Origin of the sequence: Kistimonas asteriae (assembly GCF_018263925.1) — a bacterium.
GTDB classification, from domain to species: Bacteria; Pseudomonadota; Gammaproteobacteria; order Pseudomonadales; family Endozoicomonadaceae; genus Kistimonas; species Kistimonas asteriae.
The window spans coordinates 111,131-123,310 of the sequence record NZ_JAEVHF010000004.1 but is presented as its reverse complement, the minus strand read 5'-3'; the positions used below and the strand labels follow the sequence as shown (position 1 = coordinate 123,310).

General features: G+C 52.4%; 13 protein-coding genes. 5 read left to right on the top strand and 8 right to left on the bottom strand.

The window, feature by feature from the left end; genetic code table 11:
* Positions 1-24: 24 nt before the first annotated feature.
* The 3 genes from KHS78_RS06420 to KHS78_RS06410 are packed head-to-tail and all read right to left on the bottom strand — an operon-like array spanning position 25 to position 2,511.
* Positions 25-858: a thymidylate synthase gene (locus KHS78_RS06420; protein ID WP_211826335.1), complete on the bottom strand. Its 834-nt coding sequence runs from the start codon at positions 856-858 to the stop codon at positions 25-27.
* 12 nt (positions 859-870) lie between these two features.
* A complete protein-coding gene (gene lgt / locus KHS78_RS06415) occupies positions 871-1,719 on the bottom strand; it encodes a prolipoprotein diacylglyceryl transferase (protein WP_211826333.1) in 849 nt (282 codons plus the stop codon).
* Between the two features lie 3 nt (positions 1,720-1,722).
* Positions 1,723-2,511 (bottom strand): sulfite exporter TauE/SafE family protein, encoded by a 789-nt coding sequence (locus KHS78_RS06410; protein WP_211826331.1) that lies wholly within the window; start codon positions 2,509-2,511, stop codon positions 1,723-1,725.
* 99 nt (positions 2,512-2,610) lie between these two features.
* On the opposite strand from KHS78_RS06410, the gene KHS78_RS06405 reads away from it, so the two are divergent.
* Positions 2,611-3,441 (top strand): NRDE family protein, encoded by an 831-nt coding sequence (locus KHS78_RS06405; protein WP_211826329.1) that lies wholly within the window; start codon positions 2,611-2,613, stop codon positions 3,439-3,441.
* A gap of 29 nt (positions 3,442-3,470) precedes the next feature.
* Here the strand turns inward: KHS78_RS06405 and ptsP are convergent, their stop codons facing one another.
* Both ptsP and rppH read right to left on the bottom strand, forming a co-directional pair.
* Positions 3,471-5,747, bottom strand: coding sequence for a phosphoenolpyruvate--protein phosphotransferase (ptsP, locus tag KHS78_RS06400; RefSeq protein WP_211826327.1), 2,277 nt, complete (start codon positions 5,745-5,747; stop codon positions 3,471-3,473).
* A 62-nt stretch (positions 5,748-5,809) separates the two neighbouring features.
* Positions 5,810-6,307, bottom strand: coding sequence for an RNA pyrophosphohydrolase (gene rppH / locus KHS78_RS06395; protein WP_211826648.1), 498 nt, complete (start codon positions 6,305-6,307; stop codon positions 5,810-5,812).
* 198 nt (positions 6,308-6,505) lie between these two features.
* On the opposite strand from rppH, the gene KHS78_RS06390 reads away from it, so the two are divergent.
* The gene (locus KHS78_RS06390) at positions 6,506-7,162 is read left to right on the top strand and encodes a histidinol-phosphatase (RefSeq protein ID WP_211826324.1); all 657 of its coding nucleotides are present in this window, start codon (positions 6,506-6,508) and stop codon (positions 7,160-7,162) included.
* A gap of 55 nt (positions 7,163-7,217) precedes the next feature.
* Here the strand turns inward: KHS78_RS06390 and KHS78_RS06385 are convergent, their stop codons facing one another.
* A complete protein-coding gene (locus KHS78_RS06385) occupies positions 7,218-8,408 on the bottom strand; it encodes a class I SAM-dependent rRNA methyltransferase (RefSeq protein ID WP_211826323.1) in 1,191 nt (396 codons plus the stop codon).
* A gap of 242 nt (positions 8,409-8,650) precedes the next feature.
* On the opposite strand from KHS78_RS06385, the gene KHS78_RS06380 reads away from it, so the two are divergent.
* Positions 8,651-9,301: a hypothetical protein gene (locus tag KHS78_RS06380; protein WP_211826321.1), complete on the top strand. Its 651-nt coding sequence runs from the start codon at positions 8,651-8,653 to the stop codon at positions 9,299-9,301.
* Positions 9,302-9,402: 101 nt separating this feature from the next.
* Entirely contained in the window at positions 9,403-9,945 is a 543-nt protein-coding gene (locus tag KHS78_RS06375; protein ID WP_211826319.1) for a glycine cleavage system transcriptional repressor, read from the top strand.
* Here the strand turns inward: KHS78_RS06375 and KHS78_RS06370 are convergent.
* Together KHS78_RS06370 and KHS78_RS06365 are read right to left on the bottom strand one after the other, a co-directional pair.
* Complete coding sequence (locus tag KHS78_RS06370) at positions 9,920-10,240, bottom strand: hypothetical protein (protein WP_211826317.1); 321 nt, start codon at positions 10,238-10,240, stop codon at positions 9,920-9,922. The genes KHS78_RS06375 and KHS78_RS06370 overlap by 26 nt on opposite strands.
* Before the next feature lie 274 nt (positions 10,241-10,514).
* Positions 10,515-10,832, bottom strand: coding sequence for a hypothetical protein (locus tag KHS78_RS06365; protein ID WP_211826315.1), 318 nt, complete (start codon positions 10,830-10,832; stop codon positions 10,515-10,517).
* Positions 10,833-11,015: 183 nt separating this feature from the next.
* Here KHS78_RS06365 and KHS78_RS06360 point away from each other — a divergent pair, with 183 nt between their 5' ends.
* Positions 11,016-12,017, top strand: coding sequence for a helix-turn-helix domain-containing protein (locus KHS78_RS06360; protein ID WP_211826312.1), 1,002 nt, complete (start codon positions 11,016-11,018; stop codon positions 12,015-12,017).
* Positions 12,018-12,180: the final 163 nt, after the last annotated feature.

Below are 12,180 nucleotides of genomic sequence, written 5' to 3'. Positions count from 1 at the left end.
CTCTCAGCGCCTGTGCATCATCGATTACACGGCCACTGGCGCCTTGATATGTGGATGCGACTGGTAATCCTGCAGCTCAAAATCCTCCAACCGGAAATCGAAGATATTCTTGATGTCAGGGTTCAGCTTCATGGTGGGTAATGGGTACGGCTCACGGGCCAGTTGGGTTTCCACCTGATCCGCGTGATTCGAATAGAGGTGGGCATCGCCAAACGTATGCACAAAATCGCCCAGCTCAAGATTGCAAACCTGGGCAATCATCATGGTCAATAGTGCGTAAGAAGCGATATTGAATGGCACGCCCAGGAAAATATCCGCACTGCGCTGATACAACTGGCAGGACAGTTTTCCATTCTGGACATAGAACTGGAACAGGCAGTGGCAGGGTGGTAACGCCTGCTTGCCATTCGCCGCATTCTCCTGGGGCTTCATACCAACATCAGGCAATACGACAGGGTTCCAGGCACTCACTACCAGACGACGTGAGTCCGGGTTTGTCCGGATTTCCTCAATAATATTGCCGACCTGGTCGACCACCTCACCATTAGGGCCTTCCCAGGAGCGCCACTGCTTGCCATAGACCGGTCCCAGGTCACCTTTCGGCGTCGCCCATTCATCCCAGATGGACACACCATTTTCCTTGAGATAAGCGATGTTGGTCTCTCCCCGGAGAAACCACAGTAACTCATGAATAATGGAACGAAGATGGCACTTCTTGGTGGTGACCAGCGGGAATCCCTGGCTGAGATCAAACCGCATCTGGTAACCAAATACACTCCACGTACCGGTGCCGGTACGGTCATCCTTGTATACGCCCTGCGCTTTCACATGGCGCATCAGGTCCAGATATTGTTTCATATTTGCCCCAAACTATTTACTGACTTCGCCGTGGGTTGCCAGCCACTGGCGATCGTCGCTGTTCGCACCATCCACCAGGGGATATCGGCGATACCCCAGCCAGATCAGTAACACGCCACCGGCAATCATGGGGGTCGATAATAGCTGTCCCATGGTCAGCCAGTCCCAGGCAATAAACCCGAGCTGGCTGTCAGGCTGTCGTGCGAACTCAACCACGAATCTGAAAATACCGTAACACAGCAGGAACAGGCCCGACACCGCCATTCGCGGCCGGGGTTTACGGGAAAACCACCAGAGAATACAGAAAAGCGCGACACCTTCCAGGGCAAACTGATAAAGCTGCGAGGGATGCCTGGCCAACTGCTCGGGATCACGGGGAAAGATCATGGCCCAGGGCACATCAGAGGCCCGTCCCCAGAGTTCTCCGCCGATAAAGTTGCCGATACGCCCAGCCCCCAGACCGAAGGGAACCAGTGGCGCAATAAAATCCGTCATCTGGAAAAACGATTTATTGAGTTTCCTGCCATAGAGATACATGGCCAGCAGAACGCCGAGCAACCCCCCATGGAACGACATACCGCCTTCCCAGACCTTGAACAACCAGAGCGGATCTCGGAGAAAATAGTCAAAATGGTAGAACAGCACATAGCCGAACCGGCCACCGACCACCACGCCCAGCGCAGCAAAAAAAATCAGGTCACCCAGCTGTTCCTCAGACCACAGCCCCCCCGATGTATGACAACGGCGACGCCCCAACCACCAGGCCATGGCAAAACCAGCCAGGTAGGTCAGACCATACCAGTGCACCTGTACAGGCCCGATGGCAATAGCCACCGGATCAATGGCAGGATATTGAATCAAACGTCAGCTCCCGATAATAAATTTCAGACCAATAACTAACAGCAACAAGGCAAAGAGATAGCGTAATTTATCCGCTGGCAACCGATGGGCAATGACAGCTCCTAATCGGGCACAGGGCACACTCGCCAGTACAATGCCTACAAAGGCCGGCCAATAAACAAAGCCGGTACTGTATACCGGCAGCTGAGGATTGGCATATCCCAGCAACATATTGAACAGTGCGCCGACAACCGCAATCGGTAAACCACAGGCGGAGGAGGTTCCCACAGCCCGCTTCATCGCCATTCCGTAACGGGTCAACAAAGGTACTGTCACCGTTCCGCCCCCAATCCCAAACACGGCGGAGACATAGCCAATGCCGCCACCATAAACGCCCAGTCGCGCAGGACCGGGCAGGCTGCGTTTTGATTGTTGACGAGCGCCACGGTAGATCCGCCAGGCAACCAGGAGGGCGAACAGTCCGATAAGTGTCTGTAGCAGACTGCCGCTGATATGAACCGCGGTCGCCACGCCCAGGATGGCTCCCAGACAGATACCCGGGACAAGATAACGAAACGTTTTCCAGTCAATGCCACCTTTCTGGTTATGACTGTAAATAGAGCTCAGGGACGTAGGGATAATGGTCGCCAAGGAGGTACCCACGGCCATGTGCGTCAATACTTCCGGTGAAACACCTTGCAGGTGAAACACGAAGATAAGGGCCGGAACAATAATAATACCGCCCCCGACACCAAACAGCCCGGCCAGCAATCCCGCGACTGCACCCGCCAGCAGGAATCCGATTACAAACATATCAATCTCCACTCCGGCTGGTATTCACTGCGCGGAACCTTGTGATAACCTGATTAATGAAGGTTTTGGAACAACCGCACAATAAAAAGGCTGAATCGCATGTGTCTCATCGCCCTGCGCTGGTCACCCGATGCTGAATGGCCGCTGATCGTAGCGGCCAATCGTGATGAATTCTATCAACGTGCATCAGCTCCCGCCCATCACTGGCCCAACAGTCCCGGACTCTTCGCCGGACTCGACCAACAGGCCGGTGGCACCTGGCTGGGTATCAATACCCAGGGACGTTTTGCCGCTGTTACCAACTTCAGGCGACCGGGGGAAACCGGCACCATCAGCCGCGGCGCCCTGACCCATGATTTTCTGACGGGTGACCAGTCCGCTCAGGAATATCTGCATTCGCTGCAGGAAACCAGCCAACACTATGCCGGTTTTAACCTGTTAATCGCCGATGATACGGGACTCTGGTACTTTACCAATCGAAGTCAAACGACGGCGGACGGGAATAGTCTACAACAACTGCCACCGGGAACCTATGGACTGAGCAACCACCTGCTTGATACACCGTGGCCAAAACTGTTGAGACTGAAAAAAGGCTTTACCCAAGCAAACGATGAACAGTCACCGGATGTTGCCGCCCTGATAGGCCTGCTTCAGGATGACTGGCAGCCTGAGGAAACGGATCTCCCTGACACTGGTGTCGGTCTTGAACGGGAGCGTCTGCTAAGTTCCTGCTTTATCAGCAGCCCCATTTATGGCACACGGACCAGCACAGCCCTGATTCTTAACCGCTATGGCCGGTTAAGCTGGCATGAACAGCACTATGGGCCAGATGGTGTCATGGAAGATAGATACGCCTGGGAATTAATGCTGAAGCCCGGATGGATGACAACAACGACAATCAGTCAGACTGAACCAATGAAAACGGCCTGAAAAAAACAGTACAACACTGAAGAGAAAGGTCAGGCAGGGTCACCTTGCCATCGTCCGCCAATCACCTGATCCAACCCCTGCTTTCTTAACGCAAGCTCCAGTGTGCTACGGATAATTCTCGGATTATCCATCGTCATCACATCATCCAGAATCGCCTTGGCCTGACTGCGCTCCATGCTTCTCAGCGTCCACTTGACCTTCAACAGCTGGGTCGCGTTCATGGACAACACATCATACCCCATGGCCATCAACAGCACGGCTGCCGCCGGATCGCCCGCCATTTCACCACAGATACCCACGGGCTTTCCTTCCTGGTGAGCATCGTGAACAATTTTCTGCAATGCCTGCAATACTGCGGGATGTAACGAGTGGTAAAGATCCGCAACCCGGGGGTTATTGCGATCAACGGCGAGAATGTACTGGGTCAAATCATTGCTGCCCACGGAGAGGAAATCGACCCGACGGGAAAAATCGCGCACCTGATAAACCGCCGCAGGCACCTCAATCATGACACCAATCGGCGGCAACAAGACATCCAGACCTTCACTCTGCACTTCGTGGTGTGCACGGTGCACCAGATGAAGCGCTTCTTCCACTTCGGAAACCCCTGTCACCATCGGCAACATAATCCGAAGGTTATCCAGACCGACGCTGGCCTTGAGCATGGCCCGAATCTGAACCAGAAAGATTTCAGGGTGATCCAGAGTCACCCGAATGCCACGCCAGCCAAGGAATGGGTTATCTTCACGAATGGGAAAATAACTGAGAGACTTATCGCCCCCAATATCCAGGGAACGCATAGTGACCGGACGAGGCGCAAATGCCGCGAGCTGTTCACGATAGATTTTTTCCTGCGCCTGCTCACTGGGAAAACGTTCCCGAATCATGAAAGGCACTTCCGTACGGTACAGGCCAACCCCTTCTGCGCCATGATCAAGCGATCTGACGGTATCCGTCATCAAGCCGGTATTCACCCAGAGAGGAATGCGGTAATTGTCCGGCGTGACACATTGTTTATCCTTGAGCGCTTCCAACCCCTTGGAAAACTGCTCTTCCTCATCCACAACTTTCTGGTAATGCCGCAGCATTTCCACGGAAGGGGATGAATAAACGCGCCCCAGATTACCGTCAACAATGAGCTCTCGACCCGCCATACGGTCATAAGGCAGATCCACGGCGCCCATAACGGTGGGAATGCCCATCGCACGTGCCAGAATGGCCACATGCGAATTACCTGAACCCAGTACCGATACCAGACCCACCAGGCTTTCCCGAGGCACTTCTCCGAGCATGGCCGGTGTTAACTCTTCGCTGACGACCACGCACTTCCCGGGATAGGTGATAGAGACCTGCTCTTCTTCCTGCAGGTAAGACAACACCCGACGTCCAAGATCACGGACATCCACTGCCCGCTCCTGCAGATAGGGATCATCCATCATCTCAAAGTGTCGGACATGCTCGTCCACCACTTGGCGCAAAGCCCCCTGCGCCCAGGAACCTGCCTTGATCAGCTTGCAGACTTCAGCCCCCAAAGCCTTGTCGTCCAGCATTCTCAGGTAAACATCAAACAGTGCCTGCTCTTCAGGGCGAAGATCCGAGAGCTTCTCTGCGGTTGCCCGCATGTCTTTGCGAACAGCTTCAAGCGCGCGGTTAAACAGCGTCAGTTCAGCCTCAATATCATCCGCTTTCTTTTCAGGAACAACGCTCAAATCCGCCGGAGGAGCCAGCACAACGGCAACGCCAATAGCAACACCCGGCGCACCGGCAACGCCATTGAAACGAACGGATTTTTTCTGCTTGCCGGCCGGCACAACGTGAAGTGAACCTGTCGCCTCAGCATGGGCAATAACACCCGCCAGCTGGGCCGACATAGTGACTAGAAAGGATTCCTCACCTTCGTCATAACAACGCTGAGCCTTGTGCTGAACCACCAGCACACCCAGCAGATTTCGGTGATGAATAATCGGGACACCGAGAAACGACTTATAGTCTTCTTCACCGATGCCCTTTATATGGCTGTACTTTGGGTGGGAGGGCGCATCGTCGAGGTTGATGGGCTCTTCGCGCAAACCGACCTGCCCGACCAATCCCTCGGAACGCCCAAGTGTCACTTTGCCAACGGCTTCCCTTTTGAAGCCTTCATTCGCCATCAGGGTATAGCGACTGATTTCCTCATCGTAGAGATAAACAGAACAGACCTCGGTCTGCATGGCCACCCTGACGCTGCGCACAATAACGTCCAATGCGGTCTGGAGATCCCGTGCCGCACCCACATCCTGGACGATCTTGCGCAACGTTGTCAGCATGCCAAACCTTCTGTGTCAGTCCTCCAGATGGCGAATCCGCAATAAACGGCATTCTCCCTGTGTCATCGGGCAAGCCCCTGCGTATGCAGGCTCATCATCCGCGGTGCCAGCTCTTTCATGGCCCGCCGATAGACCTCCCGCTTGAACGCGACCACCTGACCCAACGGGTACCAGTAGCTGACCCAGCGCCAGTCATCAAATTCCGGAGAACCGGAACGATCCATACGAACCCTTTCGTCAGGCCCCAGCAATTCCAGCAGAAACCATTTCTGTTTCTGCCCGACACACAGCGGAAAACTATCCCGACGCACCAACCGTTTGGGCAGCCGGTAACGCAGCCAGCCACGGGTACAGGCCAGTATCCTGACATCCCCGCGTTCTAGCCCGACTTCTTCGTAAAGCTCCCGATAGAGTGCATCCTCGGGGCTTTCGTCATCATTGATTCCGCCTTGTGGAAACTGCCAAGCATCCTGACCGATTCGTCTTGCCCACAACACCTGTCCCCGACGATTCGCCAGGATGATGCCGACATTGGGCCGAAATCCATCCGAATCAATCACATGGTTGACCTTATAAAAACTATTGCCAAGCATTGTTTCATAGTTCCCGCCACTTCGGCAAACCATAAAACCATCGCGGCATTTACTGCCTTTATGAAACGGTCGTCCCTGCCAAAAATCATCGGATTAACCCTGTTCGCGCACCGCGCTCTTGATTACCATGCCGCCATGAAACACCAATAATGAGGAGCAACGGACATGGCGCTTGTGCTGTTTGACCTGGACAATACGCTGCTGGCTGGCGACAGCGATCACACTTGGGGGGAATTCATGGTGGATCGCAAACTGGTGGATGAACAGGCCTACCGGGAAACCAACGACAAGTTCTATCAGGATTACCTGCAAGGCAAGCTGGACATCAAGGCTCACCTCGCTTGCTGCCTCGCTCCACTGACTGAGCACGCTATGGAAACCCTGCACAGGATGCGTGACGAATTTGTCCAAGAACGCATTGTGCCAATGATTGCTCAAGGCGCACGCGCGTTAATCCGTCGTCATCAGGAGGCCGGGGACACCCTGATGATCATTACCGCCACAAATCGGTTTGTGACAGAACCCATCGCCCATCTGCTAGGCATTGATCAACTATTGGCCAGTGATGTCGAAGTCAAAAACGCACGCTATACCGGCAAGTCGGAAGGCATCCCCTGCTATCAGGAAGGCAAGGTTACCCGCTTAAAACAGTGGCTGGATGAGAATAAAGACATAACGCTCGAAGGAAGTGTATTTTACAGCGACTCGCACAATGACTTACCGCTGATGGAACTCATAGACAACCCGGTAGCGGTTGACCCGGATGAAAAGCTGGCCGTTATTGCCCAGCAGAAAAACTGGCCCATTATCAGCCTGCGTTGAAACGTCGGCAGCTTACGGCGTAAGCCATAAGCTGCCCGATTCACGATAAAAAGGGTTAAACCGTCACGCGACAGAATAATGCCTTGATATAAGCGGTTTCAGCGATAGCCGGATGAATCGGGTGATCCGCCCCCTGATGACACTCTGCCACCAGCTGCAGATTTCGATCCAGATGGCGACTGGCGGCACGCAGAGTATCCAGTAAACGATCCCGTTCCAGATGCATGGAACACGAGCAACTCACCAGCAATCCATCGCGCTTAAGAAGGCGCATCGCTAACTCATTAATGCGTCGATACGCCTGCTCACCTGCACGAATATCCTTTTTACGTTTGATAAACGCCGGCGGATCAACGATCACGACATCGAACCGCTGCTCACCATCACGTAACTCTTTCAGCGCAGCGAAGGCATCCCCTTCAAACGTTGCCACCTTGTCACCCACACCATTCAGCGCTGCATTTTGATGGACGTATTCCAATGCCGTCGCAGAACTGTCGACGCAATAAACTTCTTCCGCACCTGCCGCCGCTGCCTGCACGCCCCAGCCGCCGACGTAACTGAAAACATCCAGAACCCGTGCGCCCTTGACCCACTGATTCAGCTGAGCACGAGCCGGCCGGTGATCATAGAACCAGCCGGTTTTCTGACCTTCCCGCACCGGTGCAACGAATTGGGTGCCATTTTCTATCAGTGGCACGTCATCCGGGACTTCACCCCAGGGGGTTTCAATATATTCAGGCAGCGCTTCAAGCTTACGACCGGATCCATTGTTACGGAACAGGATGCCGGCAGGCTTAAGCACTTTAACCAGCGCTTCGACAATATCCTCTTTCACCGCCTCCATACCCCAGGTGGAGATCTGCACCACCAGGTAATCACCAAAGCGATCCACCACCAGCCCGGGCAACATGTCACTGTCCCCATATACCAGCCGGTAATATGGTTCGGCAAACAGCCGTTCCCTAAGCCCCAAGGCAACCTTGATGCGGTGCACCAGCAGGGATTTATCCAGTGTGTACTGGGTATCCCGACTGACCACCCGCCCACAGATCAGGGTATTGGGGTTGACGGTGGCGATAGCCAGTGGCTTGCCCGTCGAGGATTCAACCACCGCCTGCTGCCCTGCGGAAAATCCCGCCAGCGGCGTTGCGGCAGTATCCACCTCATTACTGTAAATCCAGAGGTGGCCAGCCCGCAGACGTTTGTCTGCATTTTTTTTCAGCCGCAGCGGCGCGCACGTCATAAATCAATACCTTTTGCCTTTAGAGGCAATGAAAACGTAGTCATGTAAAAAAAATTTCGCGTATTATACGGTTTACTGCCTGAGTATTCAGTGGTGTAAACCCTGTATCAGCAGCCGTATTCATAATGGATGAGAATAAAAGGGCAATTGTTTATTGCACCTTGCCAGGGAACCCGAAGTAGGACATACCCCCTGCTACACTCAGAACAATAAAAATCTATTCGATAGCGAGATCAGGGATTGTGAGCAGCAAAAAGTCAGTTTTTTCATCACCGCGACTCTGGGGATACAGCGCACTCCTTGCCAGCCTGCCCCTTCCCTCCCTTACTTATGCTGATGTGGAGCAACTCCATGGGGACGAAATGGGGGAAGTCTTTATCATGGACACCGTCACCGTCAAACCCAAGAACGAATCTTCATCAACACCTTATTATGATGGTGACCTGCAACATCGCGAAGACCGTGATGACCCAATGTCCGATATTGCTCAGCAAGCCCAGAGTCAGGCAACCCAGAGAGGACTGGCAGAATCATTAGGGCTGGACACTATCACCAGCGACAACGCCTACTCTTTCGACTTTGGCCAACAAGTCAATGATGGTATTACCCAGATGCTGGATGCACCACCGGATGGTGTGGTCGTCAGCGGCTCCAACGGCAACTTCACGCTGACCAACCAGGGCGTTACCGCGACCCTGACCCAGAATCCTGATAACTCCTGGACCTATGCACTGCCCAACGGTGTCACCATGACTGCCGGCCCCAACGGTCTTCAGATTGGTGGCATACCAAGAAACGGCATACCTGCAGACACCAATATCCCCGTCAACGCACCGGTTGTGATCGACAATACGGGATCAACCATCGGCATTGATGTTCAGGCGCCACAATAATCCCTCTGCACTGAAGCCCTCTCGGGCTTCAGCATCCCGTCCTGCCAGACCTGCCACCGTTATCTATACTTCCGGAGCCGTATCTGAAGGACACACCATTGATGAATCATTTCATTCTTACTGCCACTGGCCCTGATATTCCTGATATTGAAGAGCAGCTTTGCAACAGCGTGACACAACATCATGGACACACCATTGAAAGTAACATGTCGCACATGGGAGGACATTTCACCGGAATGATGTTGTTCCATATAGAATCACAACATACCAGCGCGTTGAAAAATGCATTAAAAGGTGTTGAACAGTCAGGCGTTCATGTAGAAATAGAGCCTTCACACGCCAAAGAAACAAGCAATAACACGATTGCAATTAACGTTATCGCTGACAACTCGCCAGAACTATTATCTGACATCGCTCGCATCTTGACCGAAAAACATATCCGTCTGGGTGCTGTTCACACGGATACACTGTCGGCGCCTTACACCGGTGAACCCCTGCAACGCATTCAGGCAAAACTGTTTTATCCTATCGACACCAGCCTTGATAGCATCCAAGCATCACTGGAATCTATTTCACCTGAACTGATGGTCGAGTTTTTACCTTCTACAGAACAAGGCGTTACGCCACAGCAACATCCGGCTTAAGGTCATAGAGTTCACTGACAAGATGCTTCAGAACCCCCTGAGCCTCTTCATAGCCTGTATCCAGATCCTCAACCACAGAAAAGTGATCAATGCGATGGGCGATGTAGCGGACGATGTCCTGACGGGCCTTGAGACCACTCAGCATTGCAGTGGCGCTAAGGCGATTGAAGTCTTCTACCAGTTGCTGAAGATTGATGTTATCAGCCATCTTCAGGAACCGATCCTGACACACGACAAGGCGATAATCGATATTCACCAGCTTGTAATTCTCTATCTGCAGTGGTGGTTCCAGCATGCACGACAGGAAAATCCCTGTAAAGAGGAATTCATCATGAACTGTTTGCGTTATTGAAAGTGCTTCGTTTCCACGCACTGAGATGACGCATGAACCGATAGATAGCCGGCATCAAAACCAATCGTCTGATTGATGAGATGTAAATAAGAAAAGGGAAAAGAGAGAAACACTGTGCGATTAAACTGTCTCCTGACCTGCTTACAGTCTTTTGTACATTGCTGTATTCAGGTCAGGTAGACGACTCTGTAAACTACCAGAGAAGGTTACTACAACCTCACGCCGGCATGACAGACCCCGTCACCCCAATACTGCCATCATTACGTGCTACCAGATCAGAACAGCTCTCCATCGTTTCTTTAACACCACGACGGAAGGCCTTATCCAGAACAGAAATACCAAAGCTGACTTCGCACCCCTGAACGCCGGCATCCAGACCAAACTGATAAGCGGCACGTTCAGCCGTATGTGCCCACTGCAGACTTTTACGATAACAATCTTCCATCCTGGCCATAACACCTGCGGAATACATAGTAAGAATATCTTCCACGCGCTGATCAAGCTGTAATGATGAATATGTTTCACCCACTGACATAAATCGGAACCTCCAAACGTAAGTAGCAATTATTCTTGTACTGCTGTTTTTCAACTCCGAGTCAAATTTACATCGTTTTCCGGATGAAATGCTTGCCTATAACTGGACTAGATTTTGTCCCTGAGTATACTGGAGGTAAATCAACACGCCATCAGCTGTACCGGCCTCAACTGGAGCAGCCTGATGTACTCGTCACACAGTACCAGCGATTTCCCCAGTGAAGACCCTATAGAAGTCTGGGAAGCTCTTCTTAATAAACTGCAGCCGTTCTCTATTACCCCCTCTTCCGAGGGTATATTTCAAGGCCAGCTCAACCTGGCAAAACTCGGCGATATACGCTTAAGCACGGCTAAAGTGACGGAGCACCTACTCCATAAAAACGCCGCAGAAATAGCCCAAAGCACCAATGATGAGCTGGCGTTAATTTTCCCTCTCTATAACAGTCTTGGCATTATTCAAGGCGACAACCGCTTTCGACTCAGCCAGGGACAGGGTCTGGTCCTTGATCTGAACAAACCACTGTCAGCCGATTTTTTTGAACCTCATCTCACATTGAACCTGACTATCCCAAGGGTGCTGGTCGCTGGCCTGTCAGACTCCCTCCCCAAAGACAGCCCCATCCTTCTCGATGCCAACCAGGGCATGGGGCTTTTACTGAAAAACCACTGTCAGACATTACTGGAAACCCTAGAAACAATTGATTGCGCCAACGTCCTGGACAACCTTCCTGGACACCTGACGCATTTAATCGGATTAACGCTGGGCGTTTCGGCCAAAAGCACTGAAAAAGTGCGCCCTACCGCTGAACAATTAAGACTGAAATCCATCTATCACGAAATTGACAACCAACTGCATGACCCGGACATTACACCTGACCGCATCGCCAGCGCTGTTGGCATTTCAAAGGCCTACCTGTTCAAATTACTTTCCCGTGCTCATACCAGTTTCAGGCAGGAAGTGCTCACCAGGCGCCTGAAAAAAGCACGCAAGTTATTATTGCAAAGCAATCTCAGCCATTTATCGGTTTCCGAAATTGCCTATCGACTCGGCTTCAATAGTCACAGCCACTTCAGCCGAAGTTTTCAAAAGGCATTTGACCAGTCACCGACAGATTTTCGCAAAACCCGCCTGCAGACCAAGACCGATAATGAACGACAGTTTGATCTTCCCAATCTGAGCGCCTGAAATTTTATGGCAGGCTGCCGCCTACAGCCTGCCCTCATTCCCATAACATACTCCTGCCCCCACGCAAGCTTGCGAGTAGCAACAATGACGCCTACGCCCTTATGAGGGCATAGCACACGAAATTTTCTTGCCCTGCATTGCACACCAAGCGCTTGCTTGGTAT